Below are 21,391 nucleotides of genomic sequence, written 5' to 3'. Positions count from 1 at the left end.
GAGACCATGCGTGACCCAATCGACGACAAAACGCCAGACGGATGCCACCGTGGAGGACAAGTTCCTCTGGTTGGAGGACCGGACCAGCAAGGAATCGCTCGACTGGGTGCATCGCCAGAACGAGATCACCGTGGCCGAACTACAGGGCGATCCGTCCTACCAGGCGGCGTTCGAGACGGCGCTCGACCTGATGACGGCCGAAGACAACATCGCTGTGGGCGCCGCGCTCAACGGCCAAGTCTATAATTTCTGGCAGGACAAGACCAATGTGCTCGGCCTCTGGCGCCGCACGACGGTCGCCTCCTACAAGACCGAAAAGCCCGTGTGGGAGACGATCATCGACTTCGACGTGCTGTCGGCCAAGGAGGGGGTGAAGTGGGTGTTCAGCGGCGCCAGCCGCCTTTACCCCGATTTCAACCTTTGCCTGGTGGCGATGTCGCCGGATGGCGGCGATGCCAGCGAGATGCGGGAATTCGACATCGAGACCAAATCATTCATCGAGGGCGGCTTCCGCGCTCCGGCCTCGAAATCCGGTTTTTCCTGGCTGGACAAGGACACGGTCATTGTCTCGGCTGCCTTCGATGAAGACGACAAGACCCAGTCCGGCTATCCGCGCGTCGTCAAGCTGTGGAAGCGCGGTACCCGGTTGGAGGAGGCGACGCCGATCTTCGAGGCCGAGAAGCAGGATCTCGCGGCCGGCGCGGGGGTCGAGCATGATGGCGACAGGCAGTATTTGTTTCTGGCCCGCACGATCGCCTTCTTCTCCTCGCACAGTTTTCTGCGCCTGCCGTCGGGCGAAAACCGCCGCATCCCGTTGCCCGACGATGTCACCGACAGCACCCTGTTCAAGGGCCGGTTGGTGTTCGGGGTGCGCAGCCCATGGACGGCGCCGGGCGGCACTGAGTGCTTGCCGGACGGCCTCTATTCCTTCGATTTCGAACACTGGATCGACACCGGCGACCTGGGCCCTGTTGAAACCATGCTCGCGCCAGCGCACCGTGTTTCGGTCGCCGGCATTGCCCGCACTCAGGACCGGCTGTTCATCAATCTGATGGACAATGTGCGCGGCAAGGTCGTTGTCGCCGAGCGCAGCGGCGACCGCTGGTCGCTGAAGCCGGTGGCGCTGCCCGAGAACGGCAATGTCGGCATCGCGCATGCCGAGCATTTCGGTTCCAGCGTCTCCTTCTCCTTCACCGATTTCCTGACGCCGAGTTCGATCATCTGGTCGGATGATAACGGGGCGACGCTGGCCACCGTGAAATCGCAGCCGGCTCGGTTCGACGCCGCGCCGCTGGTCTCCGAACAGTTCGAGGCGCGCTCGAAGGACGGCACAATGGTCCCGTATTTCGTCGTCAGGCGGCGCGACCAGAAGGGTCCGGTGCCGACGCTGCTCTACGGCTATGGCGGCTTCGAAATACCGCTGCTGCCCGGCTATGCCGGCGTGCGCGGCAGGCTGTGGCTGGAAAAGGGCAACGCCTATGTGCAGGCCTGCATCCGCGGTGGCGGCGAGTTCGGGCCGGCCTGGCATCAGGCCGCGCTGAAGGGCAATCGCCAGACTGCCTTCGACGATTTCGCCGCGGTGGCGCAGGACGTCGTCAGGCGCGGCATAGCCACGGCTGCTTCCCTCGGCATCCAGGGCGGCTCGAATGGCGGCCTGCTTACCGGCGTTTCCCTGACGCAGCATCCCGAACTGTTCGGCGCCGTCATCATCGAGGTGCCGCTGCTCGACATGCTGCGCTACACCGAACTGCCGCCAGGCGCCTCGTGGATCGGCGAATATGGCGATCCGGCAAAACCGGAAGAAGCCAAGTGGCTCGCCGCCTATTCGCCGTACCATCATGTCTCGGCCGATGCCGTCTATCCCCCGGTGCTGCTCACGACATCGACCGCCGACGACCGCGTCCATCCCGGCCACGCCCGCAAGATGGCGGCGAAGCTGCAGGAAGCAGGTCACGGCAAGACGTTGTTCTTCGAGGAGACGGAAGGCGGCCATGGCGGTCGCGGCGACCGCCGGCCGCAAGCGGCGCAAACCGCCATGAAATACGTGTTCCTGCAAAGGGTATTGAGCGGCACCGCTTGAATTCCGGGCCTCGGGCGGCATAGACTGCCGCCATGGTCTACATGAGCACATCCGGCGCCTTCGGGGTCGCGGTGACACCGTCGCCGCGCACGCTGCGCGCCGAACTGCTCAGGCTGTGCGCCCGCATCGGCTATTCGCCGCCCGCCGTCCTCTGACGAAGTCGCCCCGGCAGCTTGCCGGTTTGATTCCAGAGGAAAGAGCAAACCCATGACTTACCAGAACTATTCGCTGAAGCAGCTTCAGCAGATTGATGCCGCGCATCATCTGCATCCCTTCACCGACCACAAGGAATTGCGCGAGACCGGCTCGCGCATCATCACCCACGCCAACGGCCCGTTCATCTACGATGCCGACGGCACCGAAATACTCGACGGCATGGCCGGGCTGTGGTGCGTCAATGTCGGCTATGGCCGCGACGAGCTGGCCGACGCCGCTTACGCGCAGATGAAGGAATTGCCCTACTACAATTCCTTCTTCAAATGCTCGACGCCGACGCCCGTGCTGCTGTCGAAGAAGCTGGCCGAGCTGGCGCCCAAGGGCATCGCCCAGGTTTTCTACGGCTCCTCCGGCTCGGAGGCCAACGACACGGCGCTGCGGCTCGTGCGCCACTATTGGGTGCTGGAAGGCAAGCCGGAGAAGAACCGCATCATCTCGCGCAAGTCGGCCTATCACGGCTCGACCGTCGCCGGGACGTCGCTGGGCGGCATGGATTTGATGCACAAGCAGCTCGGCGGGGCGGTTCCCAACATCGTCCATGTCATGATGCCCTATGCTTATGAGTTGGCGCTGCCTGGCGAAAGCGACCATGATTTCGGCCTGCGCGCGGCCAAGGCCGTCGAGGACGCCATCCTCGAAGCCGGTGCCGACAAGGTGGCGGCCTTCATCGGCGAGCCGGTGATGGGCGCGGGCGGGGTGAAAATACCGCCGATGAGCTATTGGCCGGAAGTGCAGCGCATCTGCCGCAAATACGATGTGCTTTTGATGCTGGACGAGGTCATCACCGGCTATGGCCGCACCGGCGAATGGTTTGCGGCGCAGACCTTCGGCGTCGAGGCCGACACCATCACCACGGCCAAGGCACTGACCTCGGGCTATCAGCCGCTGTCGGCGCTGCTGGTCGGCGACCGTATCGCGGCGACGCTGGTCGAAAAGGGCGGCGAATTCTACCACGGCTATACCTATTCGGGTCACCCGGTGGCCTGCGCGGTGGCGCTGAAGAATCTCGAGATCATGGAGCGAGAAGGCCTGGTCGACAGGGTCAGGAACGACACTGGACCTTACTTCGCCCAGGCGCTGCAGGAGCGCATTGCCGGCCACGAACTGGTCGGCGAGGTGCGATCGATCGGGCTGATGGGCGCGGTCGAGATCGTCAAGGACAAGGCGACCAAGGAGCGCTTCCTGCCGGCGGGCAGTGCCGCCGTCACCGTCCGCGACCACGCCATCGCGCAAGGCCTGATGCTGCGCGCCACCGGCGACACGATGATCCTGTCGCCGCCGCTGATCTGGACCCGCGCGACGATCGACATGGCTTGCGATCGCATCGCCAAAGCGCTGGATCTGGCGCAAGCGGATTTGCGCAAGAAGTAGATGGAACGACAGCCGGACGCCTTGCAATCAGGGCGCCCGGACTGTGCGCCTGCTTATCGTCAGGGTCGAAGGGGTCAGCGCACCGATCGTGCTGGTCAATGAAGACCATCAGGCAATTCCGAACGCTGCAATCGGAATATAATTCAGACCGAACAGTATAGGACTGCAAAACGCAAAAAACCGCGCTCCATCGGAACGCGGCTTTGCCAGATACGCATGGCATTTCGCCAACAATACACTTGCGAAACTTACGGGCTCCGGTACGCGAGACCTGATCCGGAGCGCCGGGCGGATGCGATGTGTCCGCCTCGCCATCCGTTATATAGGCACATCGTTACCGCCGGGTTATCGAGAGCTTAAGCAAATCTAAATTTGCAATTTTTCCGCGCAATAAAAATCGAGAAAAGCGCTGCCAAATTCGAAACTTATAGAGAACTGCCGCGAAGGAAATTTATGATGCCGGAAAAATCGTCGCCGCCATTTCCCTGGGCGTTGAACAGCGCATAAAGCTGGGCCGCTTCGGCCCCCATCGGCGTCACCGCGCCGGCGCTTTGGGCGGCTTCCTGCGCCAGTTTCAGGTCCTTCAGCATGAGTGCCGCGGCAAAGCCCGGTTTGTAGTCGCGGTTGGCGGGTGAGGCCGGCACGGGACCCGGCACCGGGCAGTAGGTGGTCAGCGACCAGCACTGGCCCGACGAGGTCGAGGCAACGTCGAACAGGGCCTGATGCGAGAGGCCGAGCTTTTCGGCCAGCACGAAGGCCTCTGCGACGCCGATCATCGAAATGCCGAGCATCATGTTGTTGCAGATTTTGGCTGCCTGACCGGCGCCGTCGTCACCGCAATGGACGATGCGGCCTGCCATCGGCTTCAGGACCGGTTCGGCCTTGGCGAAGGCATCCTTGGCGCCGCCGGCCATGAAGGTCAGCGTTCCCGCAGCAGCACCGCCGGTGCCGCCGGAGACGGGGGCGTCGATCGAATGCAGCCCGTGCTTCCTTGCTACGGCATGCGCCTTGCGGGCCGACTCGACATCGATGGTCGAGGAATCAATGAACAGGGCGCCTGGTTTGGCCTTGGGTGCGATGTCCTCGTAGACCGAGAGCACGTGCTTGCCGGCGGGAAGCATGGTGATCACGACATCGGCGTCCTTCACCGCCGCCACGGCATTCGCCATGACAATGACGCCATGCTCGCGGGCGACGGTGAGGTTTTCCGGCATCAGGTCAAAGCCGTGCACCGCGTGCCCCGCGTTGACGAGATTGGCAGCCATCGGGTTGCCCATATTGCCGAGACCAATGAAGGCGATGGTGGTCATAGCGGTGCTCCATGATGAGTAGGCAGTAGGCAGTAGGCAGTAGGCAGTAGGCAGTAGGCAGTAGGCAGTAGGCAGTAGGCAGTAGGCAGTAGGGCGACCTATTCGGGTGCGAGTTTGATAATAAGTTGGCGAAGCATCTTTCCGATGGCCTCGGCCGCCAGAAGCAGGTGCTCAGCTTGCCCATGCGTGGCAACGCCAATGCGTTGAGCGATTTGGAGGTGTGTCTCGAACTCCTTCAGCGAGCCTTGGGCTATCCTGAGAAATTGCTGATAGGAGCCTCGGTTGTCTCGGCCATAGCCTTCCGCGATGTTTGCAGGGATAGAGGTTGCTGAACGGCGGATTTGGCTGGTCAGCCCATACAATTCCTCTTTGGGCCATGTCTTGGTCAATGAGTAGGTGCTGACAGCCAGATCCATCGCCTGCTGCCATACGATAAGATCCTTGTACGAGTTGATCTTGCCGGTCATCCTTTGCCTACTGCCTACTGCCTACTGCCTACTGCCTACTGCCTACTGCCTACTGCCGTCCAATCAACGCCCGCGCGATGATGACGCGCATGATCTCGTTGGTGCCTTCGAGGATCTGGTGGACGCGCAGGTCGCGCACCAGTTTTTCGATACCGTAATCATGAAGATAGCCATAACCGCCATGCAGCTGCAGCGCCTCGTTGGCGACGTTGAAGCCGATGTCGGTGACGAAGCGCTTGGCCATGGCCGACCATTTGCCGGCATCCGACGCCTTGCGGTCGAGTTTCGAGGCGGCGGCGTAGAGAAAGATCCGCGCTGCCTGCAATTCGGTCTCCATGTCGGCCAACCTGAACTGCAGCGCCTGGAACTGGTTGATCTTCGAGCCGAAAGCCTTGCGCTCGGCGGTATAGGACAGCGCCTTGTCGAGCGCAGATTGCGCGCCGCCGAGCGAACAGGCAGCGATGTTGAGGCGGCCGCCGTCAAGGCCGGCCATGGCGATGCCGAAACCTGCGCCTTCCCCCGACAGCAGGTTTGCAGCCGGCACCTTGCAGTCCTCGAAGATCACCTGGCGGGTCGACTGCATGTGCCAGCCCATCTTGTGCTCGTTGGCGCCGAAGGAGAGGCCGGGCGCATCCTTCGGCACGACGAAGGTGGAAATGCCCTTCGGCCCGTCGGCGCCGGTGCGCGCCATGACAACATAGAGGTCGCTGTCGCCGGCCCCGGAGATGAACTGCTTGGCGCCGTTAAGCACATAGTCGTTGCCGTTCTTCACCGCGCGCGTCTTCAGCGCCGCGGCATCCGAACCTGAACCCGGCTCGGTAAGGCAGTAGCTCGCCAGCCATTCCATCGAGGTCAGCTTCGGCAGGAAGCGTTGGCGCTGCTCGTCGTCGCCGAAGCGGTCGATCATCGACGCCGCCATATTGTGGATCGAGATGAAGGAGGAAAACGCCGGATCGGCGTGCGACAGTGCCTCGAAGATCAGCACGGCGTCGAGCCGGCCGAGCGCCGAGCCGCCGACATCGTCCCTGACATAGATGCCGCCGAGGCCGAGCGGGCCGGTCTCGCGGATTACATCGGCGGGAAAGTGTCTTGCCCGGTCCCATTCGAGCGCATTGGGCGCAACGCGATCGGCGGCGAAGGCCTGTGCCATCTCCTGGATGGCGCGCTGTTCCTCGTTGAGCTCGAACTGGCTGGTGCTCGCATCGACCGCGGCGTCCATGGCGTGCTCCCTGTGTTCCCCAGCTGGGGTTGGCTTGCTGGCCTGTTGTTTTTGGCTTTGCGCGCCGCTCAATCTAGACCAATGATGCCGCCGCGCAACCCGGCTCGCCGCGCAGCCGCTGTGCATGAATGGAGCAACGGAGCATTGCGTGCCGACATATTTCGACGAATTGCTCGACCGCTTCCATGCCTATCTCCGGGGCGTGGACAACGCGCTGGTGCGGGACGCCGTGACCCGGATCGGCTGGAATATGACGGCGCGCGTGCTCGAAGCGCATCCGCTGCCTTGCCTTGGTCTGCTCGACCGCATTGTCGAACTGGCGCCGCCGGACCCGCAGCCTCTGGTGCAACTGCTGGCGGAGCGTCGTGACGATCTGTGCTGGGGGCAGACCTACAACGCGAGCGATTTTGGTGAAGCGTTCTTGCAAAAATACGGCTGGCTGGAGGTGTTTGGCACGCGCGGCCATTTCGCCAATGAAGAGGTCGCGGCCGGATTGCTGATCCTGGGACCCGGCATCACCTATCCCGACCATCATCACATTGCCGAGGAGATCTACATTCCGCTGACCGGCGGCACCGAGTGGCGCATGGGCGAAGGCGGCTTTCACACCCGCCAGGCGGGCGAAATTATCCATCACGCCTCCAATGTCAGCCATGCCATGCGCACCGGCAGCGAACCGTTGCTGGCGCTCTACATCTGGCGCGGCGGGCCGCTGTCGCAGAAGTCGACCGTTTCCGGCGCGCAGGGCAGGGGCTGAGCATGGCCAAGGCGATCATGCTGCAAGGCACGGGTTCGGATGTCGGCAAGACGGTGCTGGTGGCGGGGCTCTGCCGCGCGGCCAGGAATCGCGGGCTGAAAGTCAGGCCGTTCAAGCCGCAGAACATGTCGAACAATGCCGCCGTCGCCGACATTCCGGGCGACAACCGCCCCGGCGGCGGCGAGATTGGCCGTGGGCAATGGCTGCAAGCGCTGGCATGTGGTGTTCAGCCGACCGTGCATATGAATCCGGTGCTGCTCAAACCCCAGAGCGACATCGGTTCGCAGGTGATCGTGCAAGGCAAGGTGTTCGGCGAGGCGCGAGCGCGCGACTACCAGACAATGAAAGCGGGGCTGATGGACGCCGTGCTGGAGTCCTGGACGAAGGTCGGTGAGGGCGCCGATCTGGTCGTCGTCGAGGGCGCCGGATCGCCGGCCGAAATCAACCTGCGCAGCCGCGACATCGCCAATATGGGCTTTGCCACGCGCGCCGACGTGCCGGTCATCCTGATCGGCGACATCGACCGCGGTGGCGTCATCGCTTCGGTCGCCGGCACGCATCTGATCCTGCCGGAGGAAGACAGGCGCATGATCGTCGGCTACCTCATCAATAAGTTCCGCGGGGATGTCTCGCTGTTCGACGACGGCATCCGGTCGATCGAAAGCTTCACCGGCTGGCGCTGCTTTGGCGTCGTGCCGTGGCTGAAGGCGGCGGCGCGATTGCCTTCGGAGGATTCGGTCGTGCTCGAACGCCTGGCATCGGGCGAGAAGCGGGCGTTGAAGGTCGCCGTGCCGATGCTTGGCCGCATCGCCAATTTCGACGACCTCGACCCGCTCAAGGCCGAGCCGCAGGTCGAAGTGGTGTTCGTGCCGCCGGGGCAGCGCTTGCCGGAGGATGCCGGCCTGGTGGTCATTCCCGGTTCCAAATCGACGATCGGGGATCTCATGAAATTCCGCGAGAATGGCTGGGATCGCGATCTCCTCGCGCACCGCAAACGCGGCGGCCATATCGTCGGCATTTGCGGCGGCTTCCAGATGCTCGGCCGCCTGGTGCGCGATCCCGATCGCATCGAGGGCAGCGTCACCGAGGCCGAGGGACTCGGCCTGCTCGACATCGAGACGGTGATGGAGCCGGAAAAGACGGTGCGCAATGTCAGCGCCCGCTCAGTGCCGTTCGGCCTGGCGCTCGAGGGCTACGAAATTCATCTCGGCCGCACCACCGGGCCGGACATGGCGCGGCCGTCGGCTGTGATCAACGGCATCGACGACGGTGCCATTTCCGCCGATGGCAAGGTTTTTGGCAGCTATCTGCACGGCCTGTTTTCCGCCGACGCTTTCCGGGCGAGATTCCTGGAAAGCCTCGGCGTGAAAGGCGGCGGCGTCGACTATCGGGCGGAGGTGGAAAACGCTCTGGACGAGATCGCAGCCGAACTGGAGCGCCATCTCGATTGCGATGCGATTTTTGGGTTAGCGAGGTAGGGCCGTCCACCGTTTCGTCATCCTCGGGTCTGCGCGTCCGCTTTGCTTCATTGTCATCCTTCCGCGCGGAAGAGCCTAACGGACCATGCATCCAAAGCAAAAGCGCCCGGCTTTTGACCGGGCGCTTCGAATTGCAGAAGTCGCGGGCGCCTAGGCGCCGCGCATCAGGCAGGCGGCGGCAAGCACGATGTATGCGATGAGGACAATCCACACCGCAGCCAGAGGAATGAACGCAAGAACGCCAAGCGCGGCGAGCACGCCGATGATGGCGATGACAAGGGATATGATGAAAACAAGCTGAGTGGGTGCACTAAGATTCATGTGTGGTCCCTCCAACATGATTCGTACAACGGCACTCTATCAGGCGTGAGGCTTATACACCAATCAGCTGGCGCAATGGGTTCGCCGGGTCGGCCAGCAGCTTCACCGCCAGAGCCAGGCAGATGATCACCAGCAGCGGCTTGATCAGCCGGGCGCCGATGCGGATGGCAAGGCTGGCGCCGAGCCGGGCGCCGAGGAACTGGGCGACGCCCATCATCAGCCCGATCTTCCAGTAGACGACGCCGGCGACCGCAAAGACGATGAAGCCGCCGATGTTGGAGGCGAAATTGAGCAGCTTGGTGTGTGCCGTCGCCTTGAGCACGCCGAAGCCGGCAAGGCTGACGAAGGCCAGCATATAGAAGGAGCCGGCTCCCGGCCCGAACAGCCCGTCATAGAAGCCGACCAAAGGGGCGATGATCAGCCCGAACAGGAAGGGCGACAGGCGCTCGGCGCGGTCGACATCGTTCATGTTGGGTTTCACGGCGAAGTAGATCGCGATGGCGATCAAAAGCAGCGGCAGCAGCGCCCGCAGGAGATCACCCGGCACGAATGCCGCCAGCAAGGCGCCGACGGCACTGCCGGCAAGGGCCAGAAGCGCCGATGGCAGCTGTCGACGCAGATCGACATGGCCATTCCTGGCATAGTGGATGGTCGCCGAAGCGGTGCCGAAAATGCCCTGCAGCTTGTTGGTTCCAAGTGCTGCGACCGGCGGGAATCCGGCAAGCAGCAGGGCCGGGATGGTGATCAGCCCGCCGCCGCCGGCTATCGAATCGACAAAGCCGGCTGCAAAGGCGGCCAAGGCAAGCATGATGACGGTGTGGGTAGCGAGGTCGAGCATCGGGATTTCTGAACATTCCGGCGGGAAAGGTGATGCCGCGCCTTCTCATGGCCATCTGGTTTGCGCAAGGCCGATTCCGCGCTACGTCCATCCAAGCGCGTTGCGCTTGGATTTCCTGTGGTGCATGTCATTATCCCAATACCGCTGGGCAATTTTGGGTCATGTGCACTGGGCGGACTCGGAAAAGGGATACTGTTGGCGATGGCATTGCTCGACCAGATACGCTCGATCTTCGATGGTGACCCCGGCGTGCGCAAGGTTGCCGACGACCCGGTGCTGTCGGCGGAACTCTTGATGCTGTTTCGCATGATCCTGGCCGACGGCTCGGTTTCGGAGAGCGAGATGGTCGCCTTCCGGCGCATCTGCAAGGACGCCTTCGGCATCCCGGAAAGCAGCATCGACGCGGTCATCGAATATCTCAATGATTTCGGCTACGAGACCAACGGTTCGCAAGCCATGGCGCTGTTCCGCGATCTCGATGTCGAACGGCGCAAGTTGCTGGCGCTCCACATGGCGGAGATCGCCAAAGCCGATTCCAAACTGGCCGAGAGCGAAGTGCGGCTGTTGCGCCGCACGCTCGATTTGCTCGACATCAGCCCGGTCGATGTGGTGAAGCCGGAGGAGTGAGGCAGACCAGGGGCAACGGCCGCCCAGCCGGGTCCCCGCTGCTTCGCAGCGTCCCAGCGTTCGTGACCTTTCATCGTGCCACTGGCACGATGAATTCGCTGCGCGAACCGGTCACTCACCCCTGTTCCTGCATACGGTGAGCGATCGCCCGATGCAGATCGGGCGCAGCCGCGACCAGCGCCCTGGCCGCCTCCGACTGCGGATGATCGAGCACGTCACCGGTCTTGCCGCGCTCGACGATCCTGCCGTCATGCATGACCAGCACCTCATCGGTGATGGCGCGGGCGACGGTCAAATCGTGGGTGATGAAGAGATAGCCGATGCCGAGCTTCTGGTTGAGCTCTGCGAACAGATCGAGGATCTGGGCGCGGATCGAGACGTCGAGCGCCGAGACCGGCTCGTCGGCGACGACCAGCTTCGGCCTGGTGATGATGGCGCGGGCGATCGACAGGCGCTGGCGCTGGCCGCCGGAAAACTCATGCGGATATTTGTCCATGTCGCTGGTACCGAGGCCGACCTCGTGCAGTGCGTGCGCCACCATCTCGCGCCGCTCAGCCGGTGTCGGCTTCGTCTCCAGTACATGCAGCGGCTCGGCGACCAGTTTTACGACCTTCTGGCGCGGATCGAAAGAGCCGTAGGGATCCTGGAACACCACCTGCATGTCGCGCCGCGCGGCTTTGAGCTCCGCCTCGCTTTTGCCGGTGATGGTCTCGCCGCGAAAGCGGATCGTTCCCGAGGTCGATTTGTCGAGCGCCAGGATCATGCGGGCAAGCGTTGACTTGCCGCAGCCGGAGCGGCCGACCAGCGCCACCGATTGGCCCGGCGCCAGCGACAAGGAGACGTCGTCGACAGCGCGGATCGGGGGAGCGGGTTTGAACAGGGATGTACGCCGCCCGGGATAGTCGCGGGTCACGCCTTCGACCTCAAGCAGCGGCTTGGCCGATCCGTTGGCGTGAACCTTGGCGCGGGCCGGCACATGCATGGAGGCAAGCGCCAGCTGGCGCGTATAGGGATGCAGCTGTTCAGACAGCGTGCGTGCGGTGTCGCCGGCTTCCATCACCTCGCCATGACGCAGGATGGTGATGTGGTCGGCCATTTCGGTGACGACGGCGAGATCGTGCGAGATCAGAAGCAGGCCCATGCGGTTTTCGCTGACAAGGCCGCGCAAGAGGTCGAGGATCTGCGCCTGCAGCACCACGTCGAGCGCCGTGGTCGGCTCGTCGGCGATGAGCAGCTTGGGTTTCAGTGCGCAGGCAATGGCGATGACGACGCGCTGGCGCTGGCCGCCCGACAGTTCGTGCGGATAGCGCGACAGCGGGAATTTGGCCTCGGGCAGGCCGACGCGGTCGAGCATTTTGCGCGCCCGGTCTTCGGCTTCCGCGCGGCTTGCCCTGGTGTGCCAGCGTATGCCTTCAGCGACCTGCTCGCCGATGGTCTTGACCGGGTTCAGCGCCGTCATGGGCTCCTGGAACACCATGCCGATGTCATCGCCGCGCAACGCGCACATCTGGTCCTCTTTGGCCGCGAGGATGTCGATGCCGTCGAAGGTCACGCAGCCGGTGGCGCGCGCAGCATGCGGCAGAAGCTGCATGATGGTCAGCGCCGTCATCGATTTGCCCGAGCCGGATTCGCCGACCAGGCCCATCACCTCGCCGGGCGCGACGGAGAGGTCGACCCCTTTGAGGATCGACGTGTCGCCGATCGCCAGCGACAGGTTCTCGATCTGCAGCAGGCTCATCGCTGTCGCCGCGATTTCGGGTCGAGTATGTCGGCGATGCCGTCGCCGAGCAGATTGAGCCCAAGCACGGTGACGACAATGGCCATGCCGGGGAAGATGGCCATCCACGGCGCCACCACCATGCGCGTCTGGGCGTCGAACAGCATGCGGCCCCAGCTCGGCATTGGCGGCTGGGCGCCGAGGCCGACATAGGAGAGACCGGCTTCGGCCAAAATGCCGAGCGCGAACTGGATGGTGCCTTGCACCAGAAGCAGCGTGGCGATGTTGGGCAGCACGTGCTCGATTGTAATCTGCGTCTTGCTCTTGCCGGCGGCGCGCGCGGCGAGAATGAACTCGCGTGGCCAGATCGCCAGCGCGCCGGCGCGGGCGACGCGCGCAAACACCGGGATGTTGAAGATGCCTATGGCGATGATGGCGTTGATGGCGCCCGGTCCGAAGATGGCGGTGATCATGATCGCCGACAAAAGCGCCGGGAAGGCGAAGACAAGGTCGTTCAGCCGCATCAGCGCCTCGTCGACGAACCCGCCGCGCGCCGCGGCGAAGGCGCCGAGCGGCACGCCGACGCCCATGCCGATGCCGACCGCGACCAGCGCCACGGCGATCGAGTTGCGGGCGCCGACCATGATCATCGACAGGATGTCGCGGCCGAAATGATCGGTGCCGAACCAGTGCGCCGCAGAGGGCGCGAGCGTCTTGTCCGAGATCACCAGTTTGGTCACGTCGTAGGGCGTCCAGACGTAGGAGATGACCGCTATTGCAGCCACCAGCACCGTGATGGCGCAGCCGATGAGGAAGGAGCGGTTGCGGAAGGCCTTGGCCAGAATGCTGCCCAACGTCTCCTGCGGGATGTCGATGTGCAGCGTCATTGCCGGCCTCGAAGGCGCGGATCGACGATGGCGTAGGAGACGTCGACGACGAGGTTGACGGCAATGACGGCGACGACCAGCAGCATGACGATGCTTTCCACCACGATCAGGTCACGCTGAGTGATCGCCTGGAACACCAGCCGTCCCAGACCAGGCAGATAAAAGACGTTCTCGATGATGATGGTGCCGGCGAGCAGGAAGGCGAATTGCAGGCCCAGAATGGTCAGAACCGGGATCATCGCGTTGCGCAGCGCGTGCCGCCATAGTACGGCGCGATAGGGCAGGCCCTTGGCGCGGGCGGTGCGGATATAATCCTCGTTCAGCACCTCGAGCAGCGCGGAGCGGGCAACGCGCGCCAGGATCGCCGCCTGCGGCAGAGCGAGGGCGATGGCCGGCAGCAGCAGCGATTTCAGCGCCGGCCAGGCGCCGGCGCTCCAGCCGGGAAAGCCGCCGGCCGGCACCAGCCGCAACCAGACGGCAAAGAGGTAGATCAGCATCAGCGCGAACCAGAAGTTCGGGATGGCGACGCCGAGTTGGGCGGCGCCCATGGCAATCGTGTCACCGGCCCGCCCGCGCCGGCTGGCGGAATAGAGCCCGACCGGGATGGCAATGTTGGTGGACAGCGCCAGCGCGATCAGCGCCAGCGGCAGGGAAACCGCCATGCGCTCGCGGACAAGGTCGATGACCGGCACTGAATAAGTGTAGGAGCGGCCGAAATCGAGGCTGAGCAGACCGCCGACCCAATGAAGGTAGCGCAGGAGAAGCGGCGCGTCGAGGCCCATCTGGTTGCGCAGGAGTTCGACCTGCTCGGCGCTGGCGTTGAGGCCCAGCATCAGCCGCGCCGGGTCGCCGGGCAGGATTTCGAGCACAGCGAAAACAACCATCGAGGCCAGGATCAAGGTTGCGATGGCTATGGCGAGGCGTTTGAGGAGGTAGGCGGTCATGGTGGAGGGAATGGTGCGTTGCCAAGTGCGATGACTGAGCAAAGGCAGCGTTCTGTCACACCCCCCTCTGTCCTGCCGGACATCTCCCCCGCAAGGGGGAAGATCAGCAGTTTCCGTGTCGTCGACCAGCGTTCAACGTTCGCGATAGGCGAAAGCGGAGATGATAGCCCGATCTCCCCCCTTGCGGGGGAGATGCCCGGCAGGGCAGAGGGGGGTGTGACGGAGCGCAAACGCCGCCCTTTGGCCCGCCGCCTCAATCCGCCCACTTCACCTTGGTCAGGTCATTCGCCTGGATCGGCGCGTTTTCCCACAGGCCCTGCAGCTTGGCGTCCCAGACGCCGACCTTCGGCAGTTCATAGAGGAACCCCACCACGGCGTCGTCGGCCAGGATCTTCTGTGCTTCGCCGAGCAGCGTGTTGCGCTTGGCGTCGTCGGAGGTGAGGTTCAGCTCGGCGATGATCTTGTCGAAGGCGGGGTTGTCGTAGTTGAAGTAGTAGTCCTTGCGCGAATAGATATCGATGTCGTTGGGCTCGGTGTGGGAGACGATGGTCAGGTCGTAATCCTTCTTGGTGAACACCTGATCCAGCCACTGCGCCCATTCGACCGGAACGATTTCCAGGTCGATGCCGACATCGCGCAGCTGCGAGGCGATGATCTCGCCGCCAAGCCGTGCATAGGAAGGCGGCGGCAGTTTCAGCGTGGCCTTGATTCCGTTTTCGAAGCCGGCTTGCTTCAGCAGCTCCTTGGCCTTGTCGACATTGTGCGGGTACAGGCCGGTGAGGTCGACATAGGCCTTGCTGGCGGGCGACATGTGCGAGCCGATCGGCACGCCGAGGCCGGCAGAGGCGCCGTCGATGATCGCCTTGCGGTCGAGCGCGAAGGCAATTGCCTGCCGCACCTCGAGCTTGTCGAAAGGCGGCTTCTTGTTGTTGATCGCCAGAATGGTCTCGCCCTCGGTCGAGCCGATCACCACCTTGAAGCGCGGATCGTCCTTGACCTGCGCGACGCTGTCGGGATCGAAGAAAGGGAAAGCCTGGATGTCGCCGGAGAGCAGCGCCGGCACGGCGGCAGCGGCGTCGGGAACGATGCGGAACTCGGCCTTGTCGAGGAACACCGGGGCGCCCCAGTAAGTGTCCGATTTCACCAGCGTGATCGACGAGCCCTTGGCCCAGCTCTGGAATTTGAACGGGCCGGTGCCGATGGGCTTTTCCTTGTTGGTGTCGGCGCTCTCCGGCGCCACGATCACGGCGTCGCCCCAGCCCAGATTGTAAAGGAACGACCCTTGCGGGTTCTTCAGCGTCACCTTGACCGTTGCCGGACCGACGACTTCGACCGTATCGATGGCGGCGAACAGGGCCTTTTGCGCGTTTACGGAATTGTCGGCGCGGGCGCGGTCGAGCGAGAACTTCACGTCCCCGGCGTCGAAGTCGCTGCCGTCATGGAATTTGACGCCGGTGTGCAGCTTGAAGGTGTAGACCTTGCCGTCGTCGGAAATGGCCCAGCTCTCGGCGAGGTCGGGCAGCACTTCGCCATTCGGGCCGATGCGGGTCAGGCCCTCGAAGACGTTGGCGTAGAGCACTTCGTCGATCGCCGCGGCAGCACCGGCGGTCGGATCGAGATGCGGCGGCTCGAGCGGAATGCCGATCACCAGGTCGGTGCGTGCGGCAAATGCCTGACTGCCGGCCAGTGCCAGCACCGTGGCGGCAAGAATGGTTTTCCACAATTTCATCGTGCAACTCCCAAATGCTCGAACCCTAGTGCGATAGAAGCGTGATTTCGAGGTGGAGTAAATTGCGTTTCGTGCTCCGCAGCGGCGCGGGGAGGAATGTTTTTTCAGCGAAGCCGATGGTTCAGTCCGCGGCCGTGCCCCTGAGCAGCACATTCAGCCCGATCGCCATCACCTTGGCCGACTCCACCATATCAGAGATACCGACCCATTCGTCGGGCCGGTGGGCGAGATCCAAAATGCCCGGGCCATAGGCGATGCAATCATAGATGTGGCCGATGCGGGCGATGTGTTTCTGGTCGTAAGTACCTGGTGAAATGACATAATCCGGCTCGCGGTCGAAGATCGCCATGATGCCTTGCGCCACCGCCTGGACCACCGGCGCATCGCGCTCGGTCATCAGCGGCAGCACCTCCATCAGGTCGCGAATCTCGTAGTCGAACTTTTTGCGCTCGCGCTTCAGCCGGTCGAGGATATCGGTCACCTCGCTCTTGACCGTGGCAAGGTCCTCCTCGAGCAGGAAGCGGCGATCGATGGTCAGCCGGCAGGCGTCGGGCACGTTGGGTGAGGGCAGGCCGGGGCGGAAATCCTCAGTCTGGCCGCCATGGATCGAGTTGATGTTCATGGTCGAGCGCTTTGCGCCTTCGGGCACGACAGGCATGCGCGTCACCTTGCGGTCGAGCGCCGGAAACAGTTCATCCTCGAAGGCCTGCAGCACGGCGCCCATGTGGCGCACCGCATTGTCGCCGAGGAACGGCATCGAGCCATGCGCGATCTCGCCCTTGGTCTCGATCTCCGCCCACCAGACGCCGCGATGGCCAAGACAGATGCGGTCCTTGTTCAGCGGCTCGGGGATGATGACGTGATCGACCTTGGGTTTCGAGAAATAGCCAAGCTTCGCCAGATGGGCGACGCCGCCGAAGCCGCCGGACTCTTCATCGACGGTGCCGGAAATTTCGATGGCGCCGGGAAAGTCGGGGAAAACCTCCATGAAGGCTTCCGCCGCGATGATCGAGGCGGCCATGCCCCCTTTCATGTCGCAGGCGCCGCGGCCGTAGACCTTGCCGTCCTTCACCACGCCGGCAAAGGGATCGACGCTCCAGCCTTCGCCGGCTTCGACCACATCGATGTGCGAGTTGAAATGGACACAGGCCCCAGGCGAGCGGCCGTCGAAGCGGGCGACGACATTGACGCGGGGATAGCGGTCGGTATCGCCGGGCGTGCCTTCGGCGCGGATGAATTCGGTTTCGAAGCCAAGCCTGCCTAGGCGCGCCCCGATATATTCGGCGCAGGGGCGATAGGCTTCGCCAGGTGGGTTGATGGTCGGGAAGCCGATCAGCTCGACGGTCAGTGCGACCAGGTCATCAACACGGGCGTCTATCGCTTTGAAGAGTCGTTCGTTCATTCCCGGATTTGAGCAGGCAAGGGGGTGGTTTTGCAAGCATCGCGGCACTGGCGCCGAAACTTCGTGTCGCAGCGGCAACTATGGCGGGAAAATCGTTCAAATTCGCTGCTTTAGATTGGCGAATTTATCAAGGAGTGTGTGTTAGATCACTCACCTGTCGTTAAAAAGATGAAAAACCGCGTGATGACAGGGCAGGCAAGGGGCATCAAAGGGGTTTGATCTCATGACTAAAATCGTTCTCATGGCAGCTGCTTTTGCTGCGATGCTGTTCGGCACGTCCATCGAAAGCAGGGCTGCCTCGCTGGTGGCCAGCATCGACGTCTCGTCGCAGACCATGACCGTCAGCCAATACGGCCAGGTGCTTTATCGCTGGAGCGTGTCGACCGCCCGCAGTGGCTATTTCACGCCGCGCGGCACCTATCGGCCGCAACGCACGGCGCGGATGTGGTATTCGAAAAAATACCACATGTCGCCAATGCCTTACTCGGTGTTCTTCCATGGCGGCTACGCCATCCACGGCACCGGCGCGGTCAGGCAGCTAGGGCGTCCGGCATCGCATGGCTGCGTGCGGCTGCACACCGCCAATGCCGCGATGTTCTATGCGATGGTGCGCGAAGTCGGCTTCGGCAATACGCGGATCGTTGTGACGAACTGAGGCTTTCGACGACTTAAGATTGACGCTGCCCCTGGCCGGTGGCGTTGGCCTGTCCGCGCCGCCGGCGACGCCGGCCTGAGATTTCCCACCTTTTGTGGAACCACATCCACTGTCCCGGATCTTCGCGCACCCAGCGCTCGACCACGTCGGCGAGCAGTTGGGTGGTGGCCGCGACATCGACGCTGCCGCTTTCATTGCGCGGCAAGGTCAGCTTGTCCTCGATCTCGAGGCGGAAGCGGTTGCCTGGCAGCCGCACACATCGCGCCGGATAGACGTCGCAATCATAGTGACGAGCGAGCATGCCCAGAACCGGATTGCTCTGGCATGGGCGACCGAAGAAGATCGTCTCCAGCCCGCTGGAGAATTTCTGGTCGACCAGCACGCCGATATTGCCGCCTTTCTCCAGAATCGACGCCAGCGCGAAGGAGGCGCCGGTCGAAGACGGCAGCAAGGCGCCCATGCTCGAACGCCGCGTCGAATGGATATAATCGGCGAGGTAAGGATTGTTGGGCGGACGAAACAGCGCCGTGATCTTCATGCCGAACGTCGCGGCTGCCACGGGCAGCAGCTCGAAATTGCCGAGATGGCCGGTGAACAGGATATGCGGTTTGTCCTCGCCAGCTATCTGATGGAAATGATCGGCGCCACCGACTTCGACGCGGCCGGGCGTCGCTGCGTTCGGATCATAGTCGAAGAGCGCGTCGAGAAAGATGTATTCGGCGGCGAGCCGGGCCATGTTGCCCCACATGTCGGAGGCGATGGCCTCGATCTCGGCATCGCTCTTTTCGGGATAGGCAAGGCGCAGATTGTTGACGGCGACGCGGTGGCGCCCGACGCGCGGACCGATGCGGCGTGCCGCCCGGTCGGCGAAATTGAGCGCCCTGTCCGCGGGCAAGAGGCGCAGCAGCGAGATGATCGTCATCGCCACGCGCGCCACCAGCCAGTGCTCCATCTGGCGCAGTCTTCGGCCATAGCGGAACATGAAGTCCCGGCGGGCTTTCTTGAACACCGAGCCGGCCATGGTCCTAAGAAACGCGCAGGATGATCTTGCCGAACACGTCGCGGCCTTCCATGCGCTTCAACGCGGCGTCGATGCCGTCGAAGCCGACTTCGGTGTCGATGACAGGTGCGACCTGTCCCGCCGCCATCTTCTGCATGGTGTTGGCCATGTTCTCCATGCGGCAGCCGAAGGACCCAAGCAGCTTCAGCTGCTGCTGGAACAGCTGCATCAGATTGATCTGCGTCGACACGCCGGAGGTCGAGCCGCAGGTGACCAGGCGGCCGCCGCGCTTGAGGCACAGCATCGAGGCGGCAAAGGTGTCGGCGCCGACATGTTCGAAGACGACGTCGACGCCCTTCTTCCTGGTGAGCTTGCGCACGACGCCTTCGAAACGATCGTCGCGGTAGTTGATGACATGGTCGGCGCCGAGCGCCTTGGCCTTGTCGATCTTGTCGTTGGAACCGACCGTGGTGATGATGGTGCAACCCATGCGCTTGGCCAGCTGGATCGCCGCCGAGCCGATGCCGGAGCCGCCGGCATGGATGAGGATGGTTTCGCCGGGCTGCAGCTTGGCATTGTCGAACAGCATGTGCTCGACGGTGCCGAAGGTGACGGGGGCGACAGCCGCGCCGACATCGGTCACGCCGGGAGGAGCAGGGACCAGCAGGCGCGCCGGCAGGTTGATCTTCTCCTGGGCAAAGCCGTCGAGATGGAAGCCGTGGACGCCCGAGACATGTTCGCAGAGATTGTCGCGGCCTTCGCGGCAGGCGCGGCAAAGGCCGCAGGTGCGCGCGCCGTAGATCGACACCAATTGTCCGGGCAGCAGGCTGGACACGCCGGGGCCGACAGCCTCGACCTCGCCGGAAGCTTCGGCGCCGACGACCAGCGGCAGCTTGCGCTTGGCGAACGCCATGCCGCGCCAGCCCCAGACGTCGATATGGTTCAGCGCCACCGCCTTGATGCGCAGCGTGACTTCGCCCAATGCGGGGGGCGGCGGGGGCGGCAGGTCCACCGTTTCAAGACGGCGGTCCTCGATAAGTTGCAGTGCGCGCATGGAGCCTGTCAGTTCAGTCTGGCTGAAAAAGGTCGCTTAGACCGGTTCCCGCGCCATGACAAGGCAAGTGTTCTGGCCGCCGAAGCCGAACGAGTTCGAGAGCACGGTGCCGACTTCGGCATTGCGCTTCTTGTTGGGCACCACGTCGAGCACGATTGCCGGGTCGGGATTGTCGTAGTTGATGGTCGGCGGAATGACGCTTTCGCGCATGGTCATCAGCGAAAACGCCGCTTCGACAGCACCCGCCGCCGACAGCGTGTGGCCGATCATCGACTTGTTGGACGAGACCGGCATCGAGCCGATGCGATCGCCGAACACGGTCGACAGCGACAGATGCTCCATCTTGTCGTTTTCCGGCGTCGAGGTGCCGTGAGCGTTGACGTAGTCGATCTCGTCCTTGCTCAAGCCGGCATCGGCAAGAGCGGCGCGCACTGCTGCGATCGCCGGGGAACCGTCGGGCTTGGAACGGGTGCGATGGAAATCGTCGGCCTTTTCACCGCAGCCGCGCAGGATGCCGAGAACGCTTGCGCCCCGTGCAAGGGCCGCCTCAAGCGATTCCAGCACCAGAGCGCCGGAGCCTTCGGCCAGCACAAAGCCGTCGCGGTCCTTGGAGAAGGGTTTTGACGCCTTTTCCGGGATGTCATTGTGGGTCGACAGCGCCGAGAGCAACGAAAAGCGGATCAGCGCCTCGGCGGTTGCCGAACCGTCGGCGCCGATCGACAGCGCCCGGTCGCATTCGCCGCGGCGGATCGCCTCGACCCCGAGCTGGATGGCGGTGGCGCCCGAAGCGCAGGCCGTCGACAGCGTGATCGGCAGGCCGCGCGTGCCAAAGCGGTCGGCCAGCCGGTCGGCGATCGCGCCGAACTGCGTGCTTGCGAACGTATCTGTTTCCTTCAGCCCGCGCGCCACCCTGAGCAGCCTTTCGGCGCCGGCGCCTTTGCCGTCGGAATTGTAGAGCGCGAAGCGGTCGTGCCAGTCGAGTTCGACCGGCGGCGAGGCGAGGAAGAGCGGGCCACCGAAATCAGAGGAATCGAGGCCGGATTCGGCCACCGCCTCATTCGCGGCGGTTTCGGCCAGTTCGTAGGTCAGCAGGCTGGCGCCTTTCGAGCTTGAGTCGAGGAAATCGACCATACCGGAGATGCGGGTGTTGAGGTGGTCGACGGGAAAGCGGGTGATCGGGTGGATGCCCGATTTGCCGGAGGTCAGTGCCGCCCAATTGTCTGCCTTGCCGATGCCGAGCGAGGTTACCACGCCGATGCCGGTGACGGCGACGATCGGCCTGCCCATGTGATCTCTGAGATTGGCCATCCGGAACCTCT

The 21,391-nt window shown here is 63.5% G+C and carries 20 protein-coding genes; 7 read left to right on the top strand and 13 right to left on the bottom strand.

The window, feature by feature from the left end:
- Window positions 1–10: 10 nt before the first annotated feature.
- From NKI46_RS10445 to NKI46_RS10435, 3 genes are read left to right on the top strand one after another with little or no spacing between them, the layout of a single operon-like run.
- Window positions 11–2,080 carry a prolyl oligopeptidase family serine peptidase gene (locus NKI46_RS10445; protein WP_023739080.1) on the top strand — a complete coding sequence of 690 codons (2,070 nt, stop codon included), beginning with the start codon at window positions 11–13 and terminating at the stop codon, window positions 2,078–2,080.
- Window positions 2,081–2,112: 32 nt separating this feature from the next.
- Complete coding sequence (locus tag NKI46_RS10440; RefSeq protein ID WP_023670422.1) at window positions 2,113–2,235, top strand: hypothetical protein; 123 nt, start codon at window positions 2,113–2,115, stop codon at window positions 2,233–2,235.
- A 52-nt stretch (window positions 2,236–2,287) separates the two neighbouring features.
- Window positions 2,288–3,667, top strand: coding sequence for an aspartate aminotransferase family protein (locus tag NKI46_RS10435; protein WP_023739079.1), 1,380 nt, complete (start codon window positions 2,288–2,290; stop codon window positions 3,665–3,667).
- Window positions 3,668–4,092: 425 nt separating this feature from the next.
- On the opposite strand, the gene mmsB is transcribed toward NKI46_RS10435, so the two are convergent.
- From mmsB to NKI46_RS10420, 3 genes are all read right to left on the bottom strand, one after another.
- A complete protein-coding gene (gene mmsB, locus NKI46_RS10430) occupies window positions 4,093–4,977 on the bottom strand; it encodes a 3-hydroxyisobutyrate dehydrogenase (RefSeq protein WP_023739078.1) in 885 nt (294 codons plus the stop codon).
- 98 nt (window positions 4,978–5,075) lie between these two features.
- Window positions 5,076–5,444: a four helix bundle protein gene (locus tag NKI46_RS10425; protein ID WP_023691031.1), complete on the bottom strand. Its 369-nt coding sequence runs from the start codon at window positions 5,442–5,444 to the stop codon at window positions 5,076–5,078.
- A gap of 49 nt (window positions 5,445–5,493) precedes the next feature.
- Window positions 5,494–6,663 carry an isobutyryl-CoA dehydrogenase gene (locus NKI46_RS10420; RefSeq protein ID WP_023688138.1) on the bottom strand — a complete coding sequence of 390 codons (1,170 nt, stop codon included), beginning with the start codon at window positions 6,661–6,663 and terminating at the stop codon, window positions 5,494–5,496.
- A gap of 148 nt (window positions 6,664–6,811) precedes the next feature.
- On the opposite strand from NKI46_RS10420, the gene NKI46_RS10415 reads away from it, so the two are divergent.
- Both NKI46_RS10415 and NKI46_RS10410 read left to right on the top strand, forming a co-directional pair.
- On the top strand, window positions 6,812–7,420 hold the full coding sequence (locus NKI46_RS10415) for a dimethylsulfonioproprionate lyase family protein (RefSeq protein ID WP_023744728.1): 609 nt from the start codon (window positions 6,812–6,814) through the stop codon (window positions 7,418–7,420).
- A gap of 2 nt (window positions 7,421–7,422) precedes the next feature.
- The gene (locus NKI46_RS10410; protein ID WP_352746061.1) at window positions 7,423–8,898 is read left to right on the top strand and encodes a cobyric acid synthase; all 1,476 of its coding nucleotides are present in this window, start codon (window positions 7,423–7,425) and stop codon (window positions 8,896–8,898) included.
- Window positions 8,899–9,048: 150 nt separating this feature from the next.
- On the opposite strand, the gene NKI46_RS10405 is transcribed toward NKI46_RS10410, so the two are convergent.
- Window positions 9,049–9,219, bottom strand: a complete 171-nt coding sequence (locus NKI46_RS10405; protein ID WP_023670429.1) for a hypothetical protein — start codon at window positions 9,217–9,219, stop codon at window positions 9,049–9,051.
- A gap of 52 nt (window positions 9,220–9,271) precedes the next feature.
- Window positions 9,272–10,057, bottom strand: coding sequence for a TSUP family transporter (locus NKI46_RS10400; protein WP_352545365.1), 786 nt, complete (start codon window positions 10,055–10,057; stop codon window positions 9,272–9,274).
- 195 nt (window positions 10,058–10,252) lie between these two features.
- Here NKI46_RS10400 and NKI46_RS10395 point away from each other — a divergent pair, with 195 nt between their 5' ends.
- Window positions 10,253–10,684, top strand: a complete 432-nt coding sequence (locus NKI46_RS10395; protein WP_023700308.1) for a TerB family tellurite resistance protein — start codon at window positions 10,253–10,255, stop codon at window positions 10,682–10,684.
- A 115-nt stretch (window positions 10,685–10,799) separates the two neighbouring features.
- Here NKI46_RS10395 and NKI46_RS10390 read toward each other — a convergent pair whose 3' ends face one another.
- From NKI46_RS10390 to NKI46_RS10370, 5 genes are all read right to left on the bottom strand, one after another.
- Window positions 10,800–12,422, bottom strand: coding sequence for an ABC transporter ATP-binding protein (locus tag NKI46_RS10390; protein ID WP_352746057.1), 1,623 nt, complete (start codon window positions 12,420–12,422; stop codon window positions 10,800–10,802).
- Entirely contained in the window at window positions 12,419–13,288 is an 870-nt protein-coding gene (locus NKI46_RS10385; RefSeq protein WP_352746055.1) for an ABC transporter permease, read from the bottom strand. The genes NKI46_RS10390 and NKI46_RS10385 overlap by 4 nt, the downstream gene beginning before the upstream one ends.
- Complete coding sequence (locus NKI46_RS10380; RefSeq protein WP_352746052.1) at window positions 13,285–14,232, bottom strand: ABC transporter permease; 948 nt, start codon at window positions 14,230–14,232, stop codon at window positions 13,285–13,287. Before NKI46_RS10380 ends, NKI46_RS10385 begins: the two co-directional genes overlap by 4 nt.
- A 253-nt stretch (window positions 14,233–14,485) precedes the next feature.
- Window positions 14,486–15,961 carry an ABC transporter substrate-binding protein gene (locus tag NKI46_RS10375; protein ID WP_352746049.1) on the bottom strand — a complete coding sequence of 492 codons (1,476 nt, stop codon included), beginning with the start codon at window positions 15,959–15,961 and terminating at the stop codon, window positions 14,486–14,488.
- 121 nt (window positions 15,962–16,082) lie between these two features.
- A complete protein-coding gene (locus tag NKI46_RS10370; RefSeq protein WP_352746046.1) occupies window positions 16,083–17,363 on the bottom strand; it encodes an acetylornithine deacetylase/succinyl-diaminopimelate desuccinylase family protein in 1,281 nt (426 codons plus the stop codon).
- Window positions 17,364–17,586: 223 nt separating this feature from the next.
- On the opposite strand from NKI46_RS10370, the gene NKI46_RS10365 reads away from it, so the two are divergent.
- Entirely contained in the window at window positions 17,587–18,018 is a 432-nt protein-coding gene (locus NKI46_RS10365) for a L,D-transpeptidase (RefSeq protein WP_023681747.1), read from the top strand.
- Window positions 18,019–18,031: 13 nt separating this feature from the next.
- Here NKI46_RS10365 and NKI46_RS10360 read toward each other — a convergent pair whose 3' ends face one another.
- From NKI46_RS10360 to NKI46_RS10350, 3 genes are read right to left on the bottom strand one after another with little or no spacing between them, the layout of a single operon-like run.
- Window positions 18,032–19,039 carry a lipid A biosynthesis lauroyl acyltransferase gene (locus NKI46_RS10360; RefSeq protein ID WP_352746043.1) on the bottom strand — a complete coding sequence of 336 codons (1,008 nt, stop codon included), beginning with the start codon at window positions 19,037–19,039 and terminating at the stop codon, window positions 18,032–18,034.
- 4 nt (window positions 19,040–19,043) lie between these two features.
- Entirely contained in the window at window positions 19,044–20,072 is a 1,029-nt protein-coding gene (locus NKI46_RS10355) for a zinc-binding dehydrogenase (RefSeq protein ID WP_352746040.1), read from the bottom strand.
- Between the two features lie 36 nt (window positions 20,073–20,108).
- Window positions 20,109–21,380 (bottom strand): beta-ketoacyl-ACP synthase, encoded by a 1,272-nt coding sequence (locus tag NKI46_RS10350; RefSeq protein WP_023706061.1) that lies wholly within the window; start codon window positions 21,378–21,380, stop codon window positions 20,109–20,111.
- Window positions 21,381–21,391 lie beyond the last annotated feature (11 nt).

This window comes from Mesorhizobium sp. M0615 (assembly GCF_040320805.1).
Lineage (GTDB): Bacteria > Pseudomonadota > Alphaproteobacteria > Rhizobiales > Rhizobiaceae > Mesorhizobium.
The sequence above is the reverse complement of the archived record's forward strand: the minus strand, read 5'-3'. Positions and strand labels throughout refer to the sequence as shown.

Coding starts and splice junctions, on each gene's coding strand:
- NKI46_RS10440 (WP_023670422.1), top strand. CDS start 2,113: ATGGTCTACATGAGCACATCCGGCGCCTTCGGGGTCGCGGTGACACCG.
- NKI46_RS10435 (WP_023739079.1), top strand. CDS start 2,288: ATGACTTACCAGAACTATTCGCTGAAGCAGCTTCAGCAGATTGATGCC.
- mmsB (WP_023739078.1), bottom strand. CDS start 4,977: ATGACCACCATCGCCTTCATTGGTCTCGGCAATATGGGCAACCCGATG.
- NKI46_RS10425 (WP_023691031.1), bottom strand. CDS start 5,444: ATGACCGGCAAGATCAACTCGTACAAGGATCTTATCGTATGGCAGCAG.
- NKI46_RS10420 (WP_023688138.1), bottom strand. CDS start 6,663: ATGGACGCCGCGGTCGATGCGAGCACCAGCCAGTTCGAGCTCAACGAG.
- NKI46_RS10410 (WP_352746061.1), top strand. CDS start 7,423: ATGGCCAAGGCGATCATGCTGCAAGGCACGGGTTCGGATGTCGGCAAG.
- NKI46_RS10405 (WP_023670429.1), bottom strand. CDS start 9,219: ATGAATCTTAGTGCACCCACTCAGCTTGTTTTCATCATATCCCTTGTC.
- NKI46_RS10400 (WP_352545365.1), bottom strand. CDS start 10,057: ATGCTCGACCTCGCTACCCACACCGTCATCATGCTTGCCTTGGCCGCC.
- NKI46_RS10390 (WP_352746057.1), bottom strand. CDS start 12,422: ATGAGCCTGCTGCAGATCGAGAACCTGTCGCTGGCGATCGGCGACACG.
- NKI46_RS10385 (WP_352746055.1), bottom strand. CDS start 13,288: ATGACGCTGCACATCGACATCCCGCAGGAGACGTTGGGCAGCATTCTG.
- NKI46_RS10380 (WP_352746052.1), bottom strand. CDS start 14,232: ATGACCGCCTACCTCCTCAAACGCCTCGCCATAGCCATCGCAACCTTG.
- NKI46_RS10375 (WP_352746049.1), bottom strand. CDS start 15,961: ATGAAATTGTGGAAAACCATTCTTGCCGCCACGGTGCTGGCACTGGCC.
- NKI46_RS10370 (WP_352746046.1), bottom strand. CDS start 17,363: ATGAACGAACGACTCTTCAAAGCGATAGACGCCCGTGTTGATGACCTG.
- NKI46_RS10365 (WP_023681747.1), top strand. CDS start 17,587: ATGACTAAAATCGTTCTCATGGCAGCTGCTTTTGCTGCGATGCTGTTC.
- NKI46_RS10360 (WP_352746043.1), bottom strand. CDS start 19,039: ATGGCCGGCTCGGTGTTCAAGAAAGCCCGCCGGGACTTCATGTTCCGC.
- NKI46_RS10355 (WP_352746040.1), bottom strand. CDS start 20,072: ATGCGCGCACTGCAACTTATCGAGGACCGCCGTCTTGAAACGGTGGAC.
- NKI46_RS10350 (WP_023706061.1), bottom strand. CDS start 21,380: ATGGCCAATCTCAGAGATCACATGGGCAGGCCGATCGTCGCCGTCACC.